This window comes from Paenibacillus dauci, assembly GCF_000971985.1.
In the GTDB taxonomy this organism is placed as follows: Bacteria; Bacillota; Bacilli; order Paenibacillales; family Paenibacillaceae; genus Saccharibacillus; species Saccharibacillus dauci.
Window position 1 is genome coordinate 795585 of the sequence record NZ_LAQQ01000001.1, and the last position, 19930, is coordinate 815514.

20 protein-coding genes are annotated in these 19930 nt (G+C 47.5%); all 20 read right to left on the minus strand.

Translation table 11 applies throughout. The annotated features are described in order from the left end of the window. Positions 1-30 precede the first annotated feature (30 nt). The 20 genes from WH46_RS10795 to aroC all read right to left on the minus strand — a co-directional run bounded on the left by WH46_RS10795 (position 31) and on the right by aroC (position 19795). A complete protein-coding gene (locus WH46_RS10795; RefSeq protein WP_046226706.1) occupies positions 31-948 on the minus strand; it encodes a DUF7638 domain-containing protein in 918 nt (305 codons plus the stop codon). Positions 949-1040: 92 nt separating this feature from the next. Beyond that, on the minus strand, positions 1041-1679 hold the full coding sequence (locus WH46_RS10800) for a DUF1405 domain-containing protein (RefSeq protein WP_046226707.1): 639 nt from the start codon (positions 1677-1679) through the stop codon (positions 1041-1043). Between the two features lie 190 nt (positions 1680-1869). Then, positions 1870-2109, minus strand: a complete 240-nt coding sequence (locus WH46_RS10805; RefSeq protein ID WP_017814506.1) for an IDEAL domain-containing protein — start codon at positions 2107-2109, stop codon at positions 1870-1872. 23 nt (positions 2110-2132) lie between these two features. Further along, a complete protein-coding gene (locus WH46_RS10810; RefSeq protein ID WP_017814505.1) occupies positions 2133-2639 on the minus strand; it encodes a gamma carbonic anhydrase family protein in 507 nt (168 codons plus the stop codon). 237 nt (positions 2640-2876) lie between these two features. Further along, complete coding sequence (locus WH46_RS10815; protein WP_046226708.1) at positions 2877-3455, minus strand: histidine phosphatase family protein; 579 nt, start codon at positions 3453-3455, stop codon at positions 2877-2879. Positions 3456-3607: 152 nt separating this feature from the next. Next, a complete protein-coding gene (locus tag WH46_RS10820) occupies positions 3608-4234 on the minus strand; it encodes an anti-sigma factor (RefSeq protein WP_046226709.1) in 627 nt (208 codons plus the stop codon). Further along, positions 4231-4827, minus strand: coding sequence for an RNA polymerase sigma factor (locus WH46_RS10825; RefSeq protein ID WP_017814502.1), 597 nt, complete (start codon positions 4825-4827; stop codon positions 4231-4233). The genes WH46_RS10820 and WH46_RS10825 overlap by 4 nt, the downstream gene beginning before the upstream one ends. Before the next feature lie 1126 nt (positions 4828-5953). Next, positions 5954-6757 (minus strand): cytochrome c oxidase assembly protein, encoded by an 804-nt coding sequence (locus WH46_RS10830; protein WP_046226710.1) that lies wholly within the window; start codon positions 6755-6757, stop codon positions 5954-5956. Between the two features lie 89 nt (positions 6758-6846). Next, complete coding sequence (locus WH46_RS10835; protein WP_026136313.1) at positions 6847-7314, minus strand: DUF2243 domain-containing protein; 468 nt, start codon at positions 7312-7314, stop codon at positions 6847-6849. A gap of 200 nt (positions 7315-7514) precedes the next feature. Further along, on the minus strand, positions 7515-8615 hold the full coding sequence (locus WH46_RS10840; RefSeq protein ID WP_046226711.1) for a prephenate dehydrogenase: 1101 nt from the start codon (positions 8613-8615) through the stop codon (positions 7515-7517). A gap of 161 nt (positions 8616-8776) precedes the next feature. Further along, positions 8777-9874, minus strand: a complete 1098-nt coding sequence (hisC, locus tag WH46_RS10845; RefSeq protein WP_046227215.1) for a histidinol-phosphate transaminase — start codon at positions 9872-9874, stop codon at positions 8777-8779. Between the two features lie 301 nt (positions 9875-10175). Then, entirely contained in the window at positions 10176-11009 is an 834-nt protein-coding gene (gene trpA / locus WH46_RS10850; RefSeq protein WP_017814405.1) for a tryptophan synthase subunit alpha, read from the minus strand. Beyond that, positions 11006-12202 carry a tryptophan synthase subunit beta gene (gene trpB, locus WH46_RS10855; RefSeq protein WP_046226712.1) on the minus strand — a complete coding sequence of 399 codons (1197 nt, stop codon included), beginning with the start codon at positions 12200-12202 and terminating at the stop codon, positions 11006-11008. The genes trpA and trpB overlap by 4 nt, the downstream gene beginning before the upstream one ends. Next, complete coding sequence (locus WH46_RS10860) at positions 12202-12945, minus strand: phosphoribosylanthranilate isomerase (RefSeq protein WP_082208378.1); 744 nt, start codon at positions 12943-12945, stop codon at positions 12202-12204. Before WH46_RS10860 ends, trpB begins: the two co-directional genes overlap by 1 nt. Beyond that, positions 12938-13780, minus strand: coding sequence for an indole-3-glycerol phosphate synthase TrpC (gene trpC / locus WH46_RS10865; RefSeq protein ID WP_046226713.1), 843 nt, complete (start codon positions 13778-13780; stop codon positions 12938-12940). The genes WH46_RS10860 and trpC overlap by 8 nt, the downstream gene beginning before the upstream one ends. Next, on the minus strand, positions 13770-14810 hold the full coding sequence (trpD, locus tag WH46_RS10870; protein WP_046226714.1) for an anthranilate phosphoribosyltransferase: 1041 nt from the start codon (positions 14808-14810) through the stop codon (positions 13770-13772). The genes trpC and trpD overlap by 11 nt, the downstream gene beginning before the upstream one ends. 101 nt (positions 14811-14911) lie before the next feature. Then, positions 14912-16471, minus strand: coding sequence for an anthranilate synthase component I (gene trpE / locus WH46_RS10875; protein WP_046226715.1), 1560 nt, complete (start codon positions 16469-16471; stop codon positions 14912-14914). A gap of 678 nt (positions 16472-17149) precedes the next feature. Further along, positions 17150-17518, minus strand: a complete 369-nt coding sequence (gene aroH, locus WH46_RS10880) for a chorismate mutase (protein ID WP_017814399.1) — start codon at positions 17516-17518, stop codon at positions 17150-17152. A 4-nt stretch (positions 17519-17522) separates the two neighbouring features. Next, entirely contained in the window at positions 17523-18617 is a 1095-nt protein-coding gene (gene aroB / locus WH46_RS10885; RefSeq protein ID WP_046227217.1) for a 3-dehydroquinate synthase, read from the minus strand. Between the two features lie 8 nt (positions 18618-18625). Beyond that, the gene (aroC, locus tag WH46_RS10890; protein ID WP_046226716.1) at positions 18626-19795 is read right to left on the minus strand and encodes a chorismate synthase; all 1170 of its coding nucleotides are present in this window, start codon (positions 19793-19795) and stop codon (positions 18626-18628) included. Positions 19796-19930: the final 135 nt, after the last annotated feature.

Genomic DNA, 19930 nt, shown 5'->3' on the forward strand with positions numbered 1-19930 from the left:
CTTACAAATTTACTTTTAACTCTTTATACTTTATACTTCCCGCTTATCCTCAGGATCATAAATAATACGCACATAGTCGCTATCCCTGCTATCCATATCTCCGAGAAACATGCGTTGATGCTCAGGTATTTTCTCATAGGCTTCCCGCAGCTGCTCACGGTTATATTCCGATGGTTCTTCCAGATAGGCATGATAACAGTCCCTGCAGTGCTCCATCGCTGTTTTGCCCCCCTGAAGGCGGGTATGCATCTCCTGTAGTTCCGCATATTTATCTGCCGAAGAAGCGGATGCACTACCGGATAGTGTTAGGGTCGCCAAACCATCAATCTGGATTTGGATAGGCTGATTACAATCGGTAAAAAAGGTTCCGTCTTCGAACAACTCCTGCACTTTATCCATATCCGAGACATGTTCCTGTCCATCGTGCATCCAATCCACCCGGCCATCCTGATAGACATTCAGATATACAAGGCCATTTTGTTCCAATCCACGGTAAAAAATATAAAATCCACTGCCATCGACTGTAGAATATCCGAACTCGTTTTCTATATAAAACGGAACAGCCTTTGGCGCATAGATGATTTTTCGCTGCTGCATAAGCTGCCGTTCCCGTTCATGGATCGTATATATATTCGCCGCATCGGGATTCAGTTGATAAATTGTCTGCTGAATATGCGCATAATAAGTCTCGGGGGTGTACAGCCAATCCGCTTTTCCCACCTTGTAATAGCCCAGCTGGAAAATGGACAGATGCTCTTCGTCAGGAATACGGGTAACGAGCCAACCCTGCTCCAACTTGTTCTTCAACCCATGCATATCCACCAGTTCCCAGCAATTGACCATTCCATCTTCATACACATCTACATTGATCATAAAATAACTGCCGTTATGAATAATACCAGGAACAGTGGTTCCTTCTATACGCTTGGTACGATAGATTTTGGGCATAAACTTACTCCTTTGCGATCTGCCATATCCTCATTGTTATAATAGCCGACAGTAAAAGAACCGGCTTACAACAAAGCAATCTGACACTTGGATTATCTACTGCGGCGCGCGTATCGTGCTTGCCATAGCGCCAGACCACCTACGAATGTAGAAGCTATCGTCAGACATACGGTAAAATTACGTACCTGATCAAGACGCCTCACAAGCTGCTCGGTCAACCATGGATAAATACCCTGACTGTAATCCATATAATCATTTAGCAGCGTCCAAAGAAGAGCAACGATTAATGATTTCCATCCAAATATGAAAAAGCGGACAAATAGCAGCGACTCTACGGCCATGGCCAGATGGGATACGGTCAGCATCCAGTCTTCCCATACCAAGGTATCTCCCAGTGCTTGCCCCCAAAAGATCATTGTCACTGCCCATACCCCGTATTTGACGGATGTGACTACTGCCAGTGCTTCCATAAGTTTGCGTATTAGCTGTAGCCATCCACTGCGTGGCGGAAACATCAAGAATAACAGGGCAATACTGAAAAATAGACTGGCGGTTGGACTATCCGGCACAAAAATAACCATCCAGGACGGCCAGTGCTCCAGCGTATATTCCATCTGCAATCCGTACCATATGTATCCATAAATCGTTCCCAGTGCATTACAAATAAGCAATAACCACATAAACCTGCGGTCGGTCAGAAACATTTTGCTCCATAAATAAGAAATCGGCATTCCCATTCTCCTTTGTCTCCATCCGGCAGAATTAATTCGTACCCCACTCTGCTCCGAACATGCATCATCCTTATTATTTTAAAAGTAAGTAGATGAACAAGCAAGTAATATTGGAACCTGGATACACCAAAAAAGTCTACCGTAGATTACGGCAGACTTTTACAGGATCAAGTGATGTATGTGTGTCATCCTAGTGAGATAATGATTTACGTTCATCATGCTCCACTTCTGGCAGTTCGACTTCAATTGCTGGTGCTAATAAACGCAATTCATTAGTCCACTTTTGAAAAGATTCTTCATCTCTGTCGGCAAGCGCCCGATCAATAAGTGTGTTCAGTTCCTCAATCCGATGTTCGCGAAGTACTTGGTCCCATACCATCTCAGCTGCCAAACCCAACATGACCTCATAGGTTACTTTCATCTTGTACATAGGGCGCACCTCCATAATGCTATTCATGGATTCCTGAACTCTTTTCCTTTATCCACATAGCTCTGTGTAGTCCTGGCCATTCGCTGCAGATCAGCTTCGGTCAGTTCGCGGATTACACGTGCCGGTGAACCGAGTGCCAGAGTATAAGGTGGAATTTTGTTGTTCTCTGTGACAATTGAACCTGCACCAATTAACGAATATTCACCAATCTCTACACCGTTCAGCAAAATGGCACCCATTCCGATCAGTGATCCCTGACCAATCCGGCAGCCGTGAACAATGGCAGAGTGTCCGACGGAAACATCATTTTCGATAATCAAGGGGTGAATCTCATGTACATGTCCTACAGCCAGATCCTGTATGTTACATCGGTCTCCGATAATTACCGGAGCAAGATCACCGCGTAGTACGGCATTAAACCATACGCTGCTGTCCTCACCGAGTGTTACATCTCCGATCAGCTTGGCACCTTCGGCTATGAATGTATTTGTGGGTACAATCGGCCATTGATTGTGGTAGGGCAATAACATGTTATCCGCTCCTTATCTGGATTTTAACCAAAATACGTGTAAGCGCATCAGTAATTTAACAAAAAAATAGAGAAAAAATAATGACAATGCTGTAAACTTCATAAAGCGGCTATTTCTTCCTGTCCGTATTCTCCTGTTGATATGCTTCCATATAGACGAAAGAGCATGGATGATAGTTGTTTAATCTGCCTCAATCACGCTCATGCTTCCATTTACGCCTATATATCCAGTTATATCTTACGACTGAAGATGGTCTGTATTGTTATACAATAGTGCTTTCCATTCTTCGGCTTCCCGTTCCAGAATAGTCAGTGACAAATTACCGATTCGTTCAGTATGTTGCTCTTTGAGCAGTAAAGTAAACACATGAGACAGAAAACCACCATGACTGACGACCAAAATATTATGGTTGGGAAACTGCTCCCAGGTCGAATTAAGAAAGTTCATGCCCCGTTCCTGCAGCAGCTCTACTTTTTCTTGACCCAGTTCCAGTGTCTCCCAGTCTGTACCCCATTTGGCTTCACGTTCTGCCCAAGTGAGCCCTTCTACCTGTCCGAATCCTCGTTCCTTGAGCCTCTCGTCTGGTTCCAGCAACGGAATATCAAGCCGCTCCGCAATAATCCGGGCTGTTTCATGGGCACGCTGCAGACTACTGGAAATCATATGATCCCAGTGAATGTGCTCTACCGCTAACCGTTCGGCCAGCCGGGCTGCCTGTCTCCTCCCTTCTTCATTAAGTGGGATATCGCTGTGACCCTGAATACGCCCCAGCGCATTCCAGTCGGTCAAGCCGTGTCTGATCAAACCAATCCGCATCTTCCTGTTACACCCTTCCTCCAACTGCTCACGCCTATTGCGATCGCTGCTATGTATTGGCTGTGAATAAATACAGCTTAACACAAATAAAAGCCTATAGGCATCGGTCCAATTACGGAATTTGCCTGCAGGCTCTGTATCTTTGTATTTAATTATTGATGTTTGGTACGGGCCAGCCAGCGCAGGGAGACCAGCGCCAGCAGCATACCGACAAGAGATAGAATCATCCAGTACTGCGGATGACTCGGATTCATCGGAATCACCAGCGGATCAATTAATCCCCGTTCTGATCCGGCAAAATGAAGCGATGAATAGACGACCGTATTATCATCGCCTGTAGCCACTGCTGTCGGTACAATACCGCTTACCCTCTCGGGCTGTGGCTGCTGCTCGAACGTGCCTGTCATATCGAGTGTCAAGTAAATGGAACTGCAAATAAAGACCGCAATAAGCGAAGACATCCAGACGGATAACCGGCGGCGGAACAGGCGTGAGATAGGTCCACGCTTAACATCGGTCTGTACCAGCCACGGTGATTCGGCATAAATCCGGTCCATTACATTCCGGTTTATATTTTCGGCGCGGATTGTCATGGTCGGCATCTCTTCCAGTTGTGCTGCTTCTGCCTGAATCAGTTCATGACTTTCTCTCCACACTTCAAATTCTGTCGCGCAGTCAGGACACTCCCGAACATGTTCGTCCAGTGCCAACCGGCGTGGATCATCCGGCATCAGGTCCCAATAGATCCCGAACAGCTCTTCGGCCTCTCTGCAATTCATTTTCTCTTCATCCCTTCACTAGGCTGATTGTAGACCGAGTCATAATAATACGGCTCTAGCCGTGTTTTTACACTCGCTCTCGCCCGGAACAATAGAGATTTGACGGAGCTTACACTTTGACAGAGGATATCGGCAATTTCCTGATAATCCAACTGGTCGTATTCGCGGAGGATCAAAGCAGATCGTTGTTTTTCTGGCAGCTGGTCTATCGCTTCACGTACCATCTGGACGCGTTCACCGCGCAATACCGCCTGTTCCGGCACCATACTGTTCGGTGCCACTGGTGTATATCCGCTCTCTTCGAGAGGAATACTGCCGCTTTTTTGCTTGCGCAGCTCGCTCAGTACGGTATTACGTGCGATGGTATACAGCCAGGTAGAGAACGAAGCATCCACTTCCCGGAAAGAATGCAGACTTTTGTAAGCCTTGTAGAACGTCTCCGAACACAGGTCTTCTGCCATTATTTCGAGATTGGAACTTTTGAGCATATGATAGATGAACGCCAGAATCTTGCGCTGGTAACGGCGCATTAGCTCAGAATACAGCTCTACATCACCGTTTTTAATTTCCTGAATTAACAGGGAATCTGTCATTGAAATGCGACCCTCCTCATTGTTGCCGCCGCATCTTCCTATTCCTTATGTATTAGATAATACCGGATAGGACGGCAAAAGTTGCGGTATTTCTAACATTTTCCGCAGCCGACAACAATTCACTGATTTGATATAAATGATAATCTTGCCTACTGATCCGGCAAGCAACTGGAGTAACTGGTACAAGCCTCAAGCGGGCTGATCGGATAGAAAGGGACAATAGTACTTTTATTTATCAAATGCGACTCCACAAGCCGCTTTCTGACATACAGATGGATGGCTTTAGGGTGGTTATATCGGGCTTACTTTTATTCGTATATCCTGACTGAATATATGGCGAAAATGAGCATACGGAATGTTCACTAATCTGTTCATTTCATTGCACTACAATAGAGCAACCTTTATATCATACCTGACTTTTAGACGGATGGCAAAGTTAAAAGGTTGCTGATCCATCTGTAAAATTAATCCTTTGGGCTGGATAAAGAGCTCCATTACCTTATAATTCATCTGCTACGGAACATTGGATACATCCTATGAATACGAATATGCTGTTGAATCAGCTGCTTCAGCCCAGAAATGAATTCTATGTATGCAATCAACCACACAGAGAGGGATAATACAAATCGAACAAATCACTGATGATTCAAGGCATTAACGCAGAAACGTATGAACTTAGAAAAATCCTATAATACAAAGTAACTAAAAACAAATCTTCGTGATGGATGTCTCAGAACTCTATATGCGTATATAAAAAACAATTATGTATGTACAACACGAAAATATCCTTTCCAGTCCGTTACACTTTGAGCCTTTAAACCGGCAGCCGAAAACTCCCTTATCTGTTATACCATATAATGATACTGCAATTCAAAGTTCGCGCAAAAGCTATCAGGACAAAAAAGAAACCGCTAACATAAGTTAGCGGTTCGAGTTTCATATTTCGGAAACTCCAGTTATTGGATAGGAGTGGAGAGAAACCATACTGTAGTTACAGTATACTGTATGCGCTTTCATTCCGTCAACCCTTTTAACTAAAGTTTTTTGATAATTTTACATTTATTTTAATTAATGTGATATCTGCTTAAATGATATACCTATTTTCCACACAAAAACCGCTTTGGACTCAAGCATCCAAAGCGGTTTTTACATTGATTTGACGAGGACGTGTGACACGGTACCATTCGTAGCAAAATAATCCGATAATAATGAGCTGGACCAGATCACCGCCATAGTACATCCATTGGGCGCCTGCTTCTGCTTGTCCTGTAGATACACCTGTCGGTGGATGAACATACAGGTATTTGGCCAGCATACCATGCAGAGCAGCTGCAATGACTGCTACAATCGCCCGATACACATGACTATAACGGTGGGCCACCGGGTCCACATATAACATTGATATAGTGAATACGTAACCTGCCAGAGCGATATGCAAATGCACCAGCAGATTTACCGCGGTATATTGATGCATCCATGTATAGAGCGGTGTCGTATACAACAGCCACAGTCCACCTGTATTAAGTATAGCCGCAACAACTGGATGGCAAATCAGTGCCGCATACCTACTGCGCAGCACATGACTCAGGCGCCTTGCCTGGCTGATCGGCAGACTGCGCAGCAGCAAGGTAGCTGGAGCAGATAACACTATCAGCAGTGGCCCCAGCATACCCAGCAGCAGATGACCGATCATATGTATGCGAAAATCACTATGTGCCGCGGCTGCAAAGGGGCCGATAATGACCACTACCGAGCAGGTACACCCTGCATACCAGCATATGTAACGATAGAGCGGCCAGGACTTGTAATGCTGGCTGGACAACCGTCCCATAAGGGTATACCCGACAAGCACTGATGCATACAGCAAAGTACAGATTAATTCGATCGCTGTAGATGCCGAACTACCTCCATGTCCCCAGCCATGTTCCACTACCTTCCTCCCCTTCCTATCATTCTGTGTTCCTAACCTCATTCCGCAGTGTCTCTGTCTGTTTCCAGAAATTAATGAGTAGCAGGATATTATGTTCGCCGACGTGTGCGCCACAGCAAAATGCTGCCAACTATAATCATAACCACAGCAATAATATTCCATGTCCAATCATAAGGAGCCAGTTCTACATCATATCGAATCTGGTGAATCCCCATCAGCTTATGCTGTACCAAGCCATCATACAATTGGAATATACCTGCTCCCAGCAGTACGCCTCCCCACCAGCGTGTTAGCCAGAGCCCTTTACGGCGCCGCAGATCTGCAAATAAAAATAAAGAAGCAATGGTAGCAAACCAGCTGAAAGCATGAAAAAATCCATCTGACACAAGCCCAACAGCAGTTGTCGACAGATCATAAAAATGATGCCAATGCAGCAGCTGATGAAATATAGTCTCGTCGATAAAAGCTGCCAGACCTACCCCAAACAAAACTCCCGACCATAGATTACGCTTGCTGTAAATATAACGTGGTTGCGCCGGATCATCTTGAATGTGCATATATCCTGTACGGGGCGTCATTTATTCTCCTCCTCTGACCTATAATAATAAACTGGAAATTATTTTACATTCCACAGCCTATTACCCATTCCAGACTAATAAAAACAAAAAGAACTCTGCCGGATTGAACAGAGTTCTTTTTGTTTTTTTATTTCTATACATCTACCTTATAGAATTCCCACGAACATATCCGTGTTCTGTCAGACAAATACGGAATACTCGCTTTGTTGCAGCATCATCTTGGCCTGCTCCATATCCTGCTCATTACGGAAGGACAAACGCATCACACCCGGCACATCTTCCCGGCTCTCGATAATCTGCACATTGCTGATATTGATGCCACGATTACCAATTTCGGTCGTAATTTTGCCGATAATTCCCGGATGATCGGGTACATCCAGATACAGATCATAGAGCTTCGTAATCATACCTTTGCGGCGTTCAGGCAATTCGTCGCGGAAAGCACCGGCTTTTTCAAATTGCTCCTCGATCCCGCGGGCATCTTCACTCTTCAGCAGTTCGATAAACTGTTCTACGCCTTCATTCCAGTCTTCCAGCAGCTGCAGTATAATATGACGGTTGTTCAGCAGAATATCACGCCATACGATCGGATCACTGGAAGCAATCCGGGTAATATCACGGAATCCTCCAGCTGCCAGCATCCGATATAATGGATTGCCTTCATTATACTGCCGGATCTGATTGACCAGAGCGACAGCAATCACGTGCGGTAAATGGCTAATGGCTCCTACAATCTCATCGTGCATCAGCGGCTCTACCCGGATAATCTGTGCACGGGTATGCTGGGTTAGCAGCTCAGCCAGACGCTCATACGCCGGTTGCGGTACATGATCCGGTGGAGTCAGCACATAGTAGGCATTTTCAAACAGCAGATAAGAAGCTGCCCCTACTCCGGAGCGCTCTGAGCCTGCCATTGGATGACCGCCAATAAAGTGTACATCTTCACGCAGCTGCAGCTGCTCTGCACAGGCAACAATGGATGCCTTGGTACTGCCTACATCAGTAATAATACAGCCCGGCTTCAGCGGTAGATGACTCAACTGCTTCAGATAAGTACCGAGCAAACTGACCGGGACACAGAGGAAAATAAAATCCGCATCCTGTGCAGCTTCCTCGACAGAAAGTGTAGCATGGTCAACCACCTGCCGCTCCTGATAGGTATGTATCAATTCCGGCAGGTGCGTATAGCCAGTCACATGCAGACCCGGCTTGCCTTTGAAGCAAAGCGCAAGTGAGCCGCCAATCAGCCCTACACCGAAGATTGCAATTTTCGTTGTCATGATTATCCCACTCATTCTTCGTTGATTAGATTACATTCATATTATGGGTATCTGCTGCATAGATGCTTTAAAGCAGCATAACCTATATGCGCAAATGAGCAGCGAATTTCCTCGCCAGCTTCTTTGCCGGAGGAAATCCGCCTGTCTCCCAGATTACAGCATTATACCGCAGCTGTGCGTTCCTGCAGTGTTTCTTCAAGAGCACGGATGAAAATTTCATTCTCGCGTGCTGTTCCTACCGTCACACGGATATACGTAGGATATTTGTGATGGCCTGCACGGATAATCACTCCGCGGCTCAGCATGGACTGGAATACTTCCATTGCCGGATGTCCGGTGTCGACCATGATAAAGTTGGTTTGACTTGGGAAATAAGACAGTCCCAGACGTTTAAAATGACCTGTCAGATATTCGATGCCTTCACGGTTTTTGGTACGGCATTCTTGGACAAAATCCTGATCCCGCAATGCCTGACGAGCAGCTGCCTGACCGATTCGCGATGTGTTAAAAGGCTCGCGCACCTGATTAATCAGCTTGATCACATCAGCTCCGCCTACACCATAACCGATACGCAGTGCAGCCAGTCCATAGATTTTGGAGAATGTACGCAGAATGACCAGGTTAGGATACTTGGACAACATTGGAATACTTTGTGGATACGCTCCATCCACTACGTATTCGTAGTAGGCTTCATCCAACACCACCAGCACATGGGATGGTACCTGATCCATGAACTGTACCAATTCCGCTTCGTCTACAATCGTACCTGTCGGGTTGTTCGGATTGCATACCCAGACAATTTTGGTACGGTCATTGATTTGCGCCAACATGCCTGGCAGGTCATGTACGCCATCTTTGAGCGGTACTTCGTGAACAGCAGCACCTTCGATATCCGCATTGCTTTTATATACGGAGAATGTCTGATCGGCCATGATCGTCTCATCGCTCGGCTCCAGAAAAGCACGTGTAATCAAAGCAATAATTTCGTCGGAACCGCAGCCGAAAATAATCTGCTCGGATGTTACGCCCAGAGAAGCAGCCAGCTCGGCTGTCAGTTCTACAGCACCGCCATCCGGATACAGATGCAGTTGGGTCAGCTCGGCAGCAATTGCCTGCTGGACAGAAGGAGCAGATCCATACGGGTTTTCATTAGAAGCCAGTTTGGTTACTTCAGTCAGACCCAGCTCGCGTTTCACTTCTTCAATCGGCTTGCCTGGCTGGTATACGGGAATATTTACAATACGGGATTTCGGTTTCATCGGGACCACTCCTTCGGACTGTTTACATTTTCTTTGCTGTTGTGTATTCATTACATTATACAGAATTAGCGGACGGAATTCACCGTTTCTGCGGAAAACCTGCTTTCCACTGATCCGATCTGATTCCATCCGCTGATTCAGCATGATGACTGTCAAAGGACATGCATCTCCGGCGCAGAATATTCTGTGCTGCAGTGCTCATCATGACAGTAAGCTTCTATACGATTGTTATCCTATCGGGACTATTACCATTTTATCCTGATTATTGATCGGGATTATTAAATGCTGCAGCCCATCTGATTTACTTGGGACCGATCAGATCGGATACGAAATTCCGGATCTGCAGCAGTCCTTCCGCTTTGCGTTCCGGATCGGTCAGCAGCGGAATCTGGGATTCGATCTGACGTACAATCGCACTGCCCACAACCACCCCATCACAGAATTCGGAGAACTGACGTACCTGTTCATGACTGGAGATACCAAAACCGACAGCTACCGGCAGATCCGTATTGGCTTTGACATTACGGATGAACTGCTCCACATTGTTATGGAACGAAGCGCGTTCTCCAGTGACTCCCAGAGAAGACACACAATATACGAATCCCTGTGCTCCATCCAGGATAGAAGCAATACGCTCTTCTGACGTAGGTGCTACCAGCGGCACCAGGCTGACACCCGCTGCTCTGGAGCGTCTGCGCATCTCTTCGGATTCTTCGACCGGCAGGTCCGGTATAATCATGCCGCTGATATCATAACGCTGCATCTGTTCGAAGAATCGATCCAATCCATATTGCAGAATCGGATTATAATAGGTGAACAGAATAAATGGCATAATTACTCCACGGCTGCGTGCCTGCTCCGCAACTTCCAGGCAGGTGTCAATCGTCACCTGATGCGTCAGGGAGCGCTGGGAGGCGCGCTGGATTACCGGGCCATCGGCCAGAGGATCAGAGTAAGGAACACCAAGTTCCAGAATGTGCGCACCAGCCGCCTGCAGCTCCACAATAATATCTACCGTAGTCTGCGGGTCGGGATCACCCACTGTCAGGAAAGGGATCAATGCAGTCTCACCCTTCTCCCGAAGCTCTGCAAAAGTAACATCCATCCGGTTTTGGCTCTGCCCTGTGATACTCATAGTGACCCCTCCCGCTCATATCTCATAATGGATTCTACATCTTTGTCGCCGCGGCCCGACAAGCAGATGACCAGTAGTTGATCGGATGTCATTTCCTTGGCCAGCTTGACGGTATGGGCAATCGCATGAGCCGATTCCAGGGCTGGAATAATTCCTTCCGTCCGGCAGAGCAGCTTGAGTGCATCCAGTGCTTCCTGATCGGTAATCGGTACGTACTGGGCACGTTCAATATCTTTGAGATAGGAGTGTTCCGGTCCTACGCCAGGATAATCCAATCCTGCCGAGATCGAATGTGCTTCCTGTACCTGTCCGTGCTGATCCTGCAGCAGATAGCTCATCGAACCCTGGAATACTCCTTTGGTGCCGAGGCTCATCGTTGCCGCGTGAAGCGGCGTATCAATACCACGACCAGCTGCTTCAACTCCGATCAGTCGTACTTCTTTATCCTCGACAAAAGGATAGAACATGCCGATCGCGTTACTTCCGCCACCGATTGCAGCGACTACCGTATGAGGCAGACGATTTTCCTTTTCCAGAATCTGGCGACGCGTCTCATCACCGATTACCCGCTGGAAGTTACGTACCATCATTGGATACGGGTGCGGACCAACCGCCGAACCCAGAATGTAGAAGGTATCATCCACATTGCTGACCCAGTAGCGGAGCGCTTCATTTCCCGCATCCTTGAGCGTCCGACTGCCAGACGTAACCGGAATGACTTCGGCTCCCAGCATATTCATACGGAATACATTGAGCTGCTGACGCTTGATATCTTCTTCGCCCATGAATACTTTACATTCCAGACCGAGCAGCGCGGCTACAGTCGCTGTAGCTACACCATGCTGTCCTGCTCCGGTTTCAGCGATAACTTTCTTTTTGCCCATACGCTTGGCAAGTACACCCTGGCCAATAGCATTGTTGATTTTGTGGGCACCGGTATGATTCAGGTCTTCACGTTTGAGGTAGATTTTCGGCCCCCCCAGCTGTTCAGTCAATCTCTCGGCATAATAAAGCGGAGTCTCACGTCCGGAATATTCTTTGAGCAGATAATTAACTTCTGCATTAAATTCGTCGTCAGCCGCATATTTGCGGTAGGATTCTTCGAGCTCGATAAGTGCGTTCATAAGTGTCTCCGGTACATAGCGTCCACCGAAGTCTCCAAATCTTCCTTTTGCATCAGGTAGTGTAGTCATTATGCTCTCGCCCTTTCCACAAACGATTTAATTTTGGCAATATCCTTGGTTCCGTCTGTCTCTACACCGCTGGATACATCGATTCCTTCCAGTGGGTACCCGGACAGCAGGGTATTTACATTCTCGGGATTCAATCCACCAGCGACAAACAGTGGTATATGATGCGCTGCTGTCCACTCATGGTAGGCATGAATCTGTTCCCAGGCAAATGTTTTGCCGGAGCCTCCTCCATACAGAGGGTCATACGTATCTAATAAAAAGGCATCTACAGTGCCTTTGTACATTTCCAATTGAGCAGCAGTATCGGACTGCTGTTGGTTGTGGCTTAGAGAGATTACTTTGAATACTTGTACACCCAGGGTGTTACGTACCTGCTGGCAGAATTCAGGTGTCTCATTGCCGTGCAGCTGAATAATATCCAGTGAAGCTTCTCTGATTACGGAAGCAAGTTCATCCAAGTCCGGATTAACAAATACACCTGCACTTTGCGGGCGCTGTCCCTCCGGCCACTGCTGGAGTACGCTGATCAACTCGCCGGCCTGATGTGGAGTGACCTGACGCTTGCTTCTGGCAAACACAAACCCGATATAATCGACGGGTAACGGTATCATAGATTTTAGCACTTCAACGCTTTGAAGTCCACAAATTTTTATCTTGGTTTGGGCTTTGCTACTGCTCTCTTTATCCTCTTTTACCAAGGAATCATTAAGAGGTGGAACAGCTGATGTATTCTGTTTATTCATGGGAAACCTCAGCAGCCGCTTGGTGATCCACACCAGACTCCACAGGCTCCATCAGGGTTTTGACAGCCTGCGCAATATCTTTCTGACGCATAAAGTACTCGCCTACCAGCACACCTGCTGCACCAGCTTCTGCGACATAACGAATATCATCCGGTGACATAATACCACTTTCACTGATAAGAGGTACTCCCTCTGGCAGCAGCTGAATGAGCTCTGCTGTTGTAGAGAGCGAGGTCTCGAATGTTTTCAGATCGCGATTATTTACTCCGATCAGTCCATGTTCTATTGCCCCTTCGGCCGCGAGTACAATTTCCAGTTCTTGACGGTCATGTACTTCGATCAGTACATCGAGTCCAAGAGACACAGCGACTGCCAGATAATCACGAATCTGCTGCGGGGTCAGAATAGCTGCAATCAACAGAATCGCGTCTGCTCCAATCAACCGGGCTTCATAGATTTGCCGCTCATCTATAATAAAGTCTTTACGCAGCAGTGGCAGCTGGATCGCTTCATGAATCTCTGTCAGATAGCGATCATTTCCCTGGAAATACTGCACATCGGTCAGAACAGATATACAATCGGCTCCAGCCTGCTCATAGGCACGGGCAATATTCACCGGGTGAAAGTCCGGACGAATTAATCCTTTGGAAGGGGAAGCTTTTTTCACTTCGGCGATCAGACCGACTCCCCGATTGGCATTGGATGTCAAAGCATGACGGAATCCACGCGTTGCAGGCATGTCTGCGATCCGGCGCTCTGCATCTGACAATGAAAAACGACTGGCCCGCTGTTCCACTTCACTCTGTTTGGTTACTACGATACGATCAAGATACATAACTATAGGCCTCCGTTGTCTGAATTAATTGTTCCAGCTTATGCGCTGCGGCACCAGAATCGATAGCTGCTGCTGCAATAGCAGCCCCTTCAGCCAGATGATCGGCCTGTCCTGCCAGATAAATACAGGCAGCTGTATTGGCAAGAACCACATCACGATAAGCGCCTTTCTCACCATTCAATACCCTGCGGATAATATCTGCGTTTTGCAGGGCATCGCCGCCCAGCATGTGCTCCAGCGGATGCATATCCAGTCCAAAATCGTGTGGGTGCACTTCATACGTCTGCACCTGTCCATCACGCAATTCGGCAATCCGGGTAGGCGTTGCAATACTGATCTCATCCAGTCCATCATGACTGGCAACAACCATCGCACGCTTTAGTCCAAGCAGATTCAGCGTCTCGGCAACGGTCTCGATTTTGCTGGCATCATACAATCCGATCAGCTGACGATCTGCACCAGCCGGATTGGTCAGCGGTCCCAGCATATTGAAGACAGTACGTACGCCAAGTTCACGTCTTGTTGCAGCAGCATGCTTCATGGATGGATGGAACACCTGGGCAAACAGGAAACATATTCCAATCTCATCCAGACACCGTGCAGCCTGATCTGCATTCAGGCCGATATTAACGCCAAGTGCTTCCAGTACATCTGCACTGCCTGCCTTGCCGGAAGCAGAACGGTTACCATGCTTGGCTACACGTACCGATACCGATGAAGCAATAATAGCAGACACAGTGGAAATATTGAATTTATGAATACCTGAACCGCCTGTACCGCATGTATCCAGCAGGTTGGAAGACAATACAGGCACCCGGCCACCGCTCATGCGCATCGCTTCGGCAAAGCCTGCGATTTCTTCTACCGTCTCTCCCTTTACCCGCAGCGCTGTCAACAGTCCGCCGATCTGTGAAGGTGTAGCTTCTCCGCTCATGATGGTACTCATCACACGGTTTGCTTCCTCACGCTGCAAATGCTCTCCCTGAATGACTTTGGTAATCGCCTGCTGCATCGTAGCTGATGTATACATATCGTCTCCTCCTCTTGGATCTGCCGGTTATCCGTTCGTCCGGCTCTGTTATTTATAATAGATTCAGGCTCTCAACCTGCTTGATTGTATTTTTTGTCTGTTTATACCCGTTCGTAGCCGTACAGATAATCCTGATTGGTTACCGTGTCCGGATGGTTTGATTTCGGTGGAAACATTGCTTCAGCCACACGGATAGATTTGAGCATCGCTTTTGCTTTGTTAACCGTTTCCTGATATTCATTTTCCGGAATGGAATCCCATACGATTCCGGCACCTGCCTGTACGTAAGCACGACCATGTTTGAAAATAATCGTGCGGATCGTAATGCAGGCATCCATATTGCCCGAAAAGCCCAGGTAGCCGATTGCACCGGCATACGCACCGCGTGCTTCATTCTCGATCTCCGCGATAATCTCCATTGCCCGCAGCTTCGGTGCACCCGATACCGTACCTGCCGGTAGACAGGAGAGGAAAGCATCGAAGAAGTCTTTGTCCTTGCGCAGCTGACCAGATACATTGGATACGATATGCATCACATGCGAGTATTTCTCAATTTGCATAAAAGAGTCCGCTTTGACTGTACCGAATTCCGATACACGACCCAGATCGTTGCGTCCCAGATCTACGAGCATCAGATGCTCTGCCCGTTCCTTTTCATCCTGCAGCAGTTCTTCGGCCAGTGCCTGATCTTCAGCTTCGGTCTTGCCTCTTGGCCGGGTGCCGGCAATGGGACGAGTCTGCAGTCGATCGCCTTCCACTTTGACGAGTGCTTCAGGTGAGGTACCTACAATGATCTCATCATCCATTTTCAGATAATACATATAAGGAGATGGGTTCATTGTCCGCAGTACCCGGTATACTTCCAGTGGGGCCACTTCGGTCTCAATATGGAACCGCTGGGACAATACCACCTGGAAAATGTCTCCGGCGCGAATATATTCCTTAGCCCGGCTGACTCCATCCAAATACTCTTCTTTGGTCATATTGGACTGAATCTCGCCCAGTTCGATATCTTCTGATACCGGAGCACGTCCTGCTGTACTGGTTGGCGGCTGATTGTGCAGCAGCAGCTCTATCGCTTCCAGCTTGTGCGATGCCTGATCATACGCTTTGCGAATCTGCTGATCATCAGCTCCCTCGGGGATATGTACATTGCTGACGAGCAGAATATGCTGTTTTACATGATCGAACACCACAATCTGATCACAGAACATAAACTGGATATCATCCATGCCCATATCGTCTATACGGTGAGCGGGCAATTTCTCATAATACTGCAGCAGATCATAACCGAAGAATCCGATTGCTCCACCTGTAAAAGGAGGCAACGTGTCCAGCTTGGGACTGCGGTAACGACGCAGCAGCGCTTTGAGCTGTTCGACCGGCTTGCCGGCTAAGGCTTTTTTCTCTCCGTTCATCTCCAGTGTGATCTGTCCCTGCTTACCCGAGATCATCAGGAAAGGGTCACTGCCGATAAAGGAATATCGCGCCCATTTGCTGCCTCCTTCTACACTTTCCAGGAGGAAGGCACGTTTGTGATCGGCGTAACGCTGGAATATTCGAATCGGTGTCTCCATATCTCCGAGTAGCCGCTTAGTAATGGGCACCAGATTGTACTGACCTGCCATTGCAATGACTTGTTCCACCTGAGGTTGAATCATAAATATCCGCTCCTTCTATATCATGTAGGGTGAATTTTTTTGAATGAATAGTAACATGCCGGATAACAAAAAAAGCCTTCACGCGTAATGACGCATGAAGGCTGCTATGTGCAGATTGTACAAATGTAAGAAATGGAATACATCTCTCCATCTCCCGCTTCCCCTGATGATTTGTTCTATCCTGCTGCTGGTAACAGAAAGATATACCTATGGAATCAATAGTATCAAAGTAGCTGCTTTCCCTCTGGAAAACGGCCTACCCTGTATATTCATTCCTCATCCGGTTCTGCTCTTAAAACGCCATCGCACCTGTAATCGCTACGGACACACGCTCGGAATTCCCATTCGCTGCTGATTGTGCTCAGCTTACTCCTGTTTATTCATACTGTCCGCCGATAGGGCTTACGTTTTCTTCTCATCTATACTCTTCTCTACTCAATTGCATCTCATCTCAATACACGGCTCATACTGCTTATTAATCTTGTTGTATACTATACTTCATAACAGGCATCTAACGCAACCCTTACAGTGAAAAACATTATTCGACGCTTTAAAGCAGCAAAAGGAAAGGCATCATGATGCCTTTCCTTTTGCATGGTAGCAGAGGGGATTATTCTGATTAATATTCCACCAATCCTGCTGATTTTATTATAAAAATATAAATTGCAGCTGCAGCAATCAGGATGTAGCCAGGTCGGGACGAAGCCGTTTGGCTTCATTCAGGTAGACATGGCGAATCTCCTGCTGGGTCTTCGTCGTATTGATATGCAGCATTAACCGGATACACAGCGGCAGACTCCCCTGAACAGGCACTTCCAGTGCACACATCAGCGGAACCATATTCCAGCCCTCCATCTCGCGAATAGCCAGAGCCGGGAAAACAGCATCCAGATCTGGTGTCATCGTAATCCAGATACTGCTGATATCTTCCGGTTCGAATTCATTACGATCCACAATCTCCTGTAGCAGGGCCAGTGTCTCATCCAGAATCTCCTGGCGGTCGTTGCGAGTTACAGTTGTGGCTCCGCGAATACCTCTTACATACATGCTCTTACACCTCTTTCTTTAAAAGCTCAACCGTTCGGCGTACCAGATCATAATCGACATTGCGATTAATTTCTACTTTGCCAATTTCCAGTGGTACAACAAAAGTCATCTGCCCTTCCTGGAACTTCTTGTCATGCATCATGGCACTCATAATCCGGTCTACACTCAGATGTTCAGGCAGAATAGTAGGCAATCCGAGCGATTGCAGCATTTCGCGAGTTGTATCTACCAGCCCCGGTTCTGCACCCAGTGCTTCCCCGATCAGAGCCGAACCCACCATGCCGATCGAAATGGCTTCGCCGTGAATAATCTCGCCATAGCCAGCTACTGCCTCGATGGCATGACCAATTGTATGACCCAGATTGAGAATGGCACGCAGATCATTTTCCCGCTCATCTTTGGATACTACTGCAGCTTTGATTGAGCAGCCTTTTTCCAGACCATATCCCATTGCCTGGATATCCACCGATTTGAGCTCATCTGCATGTTCCAGACACCAGTAGGCAAATTCGCGATCCCAGATCAGTCCATGCTTCACCATCTCGGCCAGTCCTGCATATACTTCGCGTGCCGGAAGAGTCTTGAGCGCGGACAGATCGTACAATACCAGCTCCGGTTGATGGAAAACACCAATCATATTTTTGGCAAGCGGATGGTTAATTCCAACCTTGCCGCCTACACTGCTGTCATGTGCCAGTACGGTAGTAGGCATCTGTACAAAACGGATACCTCTCATATACGTACCTGCTACAAAACCGGCCAGATCACCCACTACGCCACCGCCAAGAGCGATAACAGCAGATTTACGATCCAGACCGCCTTCGATCGCCTTGGTCATAATAGCTTCAAAAACAGACAGCGACTTGGATGTCTCGCCTGATCCTACAATAGCGGTCACTACCTTGAATCCGGAAGAAGTCAGCGACTGCTCCAGAATACCAAGATAAGGATCGGCTACCTTTTCATCCGTAACGATCAGCAGCGGACTCTGCTTGGATAACTGATGCTTCTCCAGATAACTGCCGGCCTGCTGCAGCAGACCTTCACCAATATAAATAGGATAGGAACGTTCGCCAAGTTGAACGTCGACTGTCCGAATATCAGTCATTAGTATTCATCCACCTGTGCCTGGTAATTTTCCAGGTTTTTGCGAATCTCGGTCATAGAGTCCCCACCGAATTTTTCCAGGAAAGCCTTGGCTACTTCCCAGGCGACCACACTCTCCATCACAACGCTGGCAGCCGGAACCGCACATGCATCCGAGCGCTCTACCTGAGCGGTGAATGGTTCTTTCGTATCGATATCTACGCTTTGCAGCGGCTTGTACAGTGTCGGGATTGGCTTCATAACACCGCGTACGACGATTGGCATACCATTTGTCATACCACCTTCGAATCCGCCCAGACGATTCGTTGCACGATGGTAACCCTGTTCCTCATTGTACAGAATCTCGTCATGTACCTGGGAACCGCGAATATGTCCTGCTTCGAATCCAATACCAATTTCCACACCTTTGAAGGCATTGATAGACATAACCGCCTGCGCAATACGTGCATCCAGCTTGCGGTCATACTGCACATAGCTGCCCAGTCCAACCGGAACGCCTTCAATGATACATTCCACGATACCACCGATCGAATCGCCTTCTTTTTTGATTTGATCGATATAGGCTTCCATTTTCTGTTCGGTTTCTTTGTCAACAACACGTACGGAAGATTCTTCGGTACGGGCAACCAGCTCATCAAGCGGCAGATTATTCGGTGGTGCTTCGATCTCACCGATCCGGATAACTTGTCCACCGACTTTGATGCCAAACGATGCCAGGAATTGACGGGCGATAGCACCTACGGCTACACGAATAGCAGTCTCGCGCGCACTGGAGCGTTCCAGTACATTACGAAGATCTTTATGGTTATATTTGAGTCCGCCATTCAGATCGGCATGACCAGGGCGCGGACGATGGACACGGCGTTTCTCTTCATCCGTTCCTTCCATCGGCTCAATATTCATAATCTTGGTCCAGTGCTTCCAATCATTATTGGCAACGACCAGAGCAACCGGCGCGCCTGTTGTATATCCGTGACGAACACCACCTACGATATCCGCTGTATCTTTTTCAATTTGCATCCGGCGGCCGCGACCATATCCTTTTTGACGACGGGCCAGTTGGAAATTCAATTCTTCAAAATCAAGCTGCAACTCACTTGGCAGCCCTTCAATAATCGCAGTTAGCTGGGGTCCGTGAGTCTCCCCTGCTGTTAAGTAACGTATACTCATTTTGCGTTCCCCCTTTAAACTGTTAAACTGTGCATCGCTAAAATCCGTAATTACCTTTGCTTATTATAGTACAGCCTTCATCCATTTGACAAGGAACCTCAAACATTGCATTTCCGTATGGAAACTACCTGATTT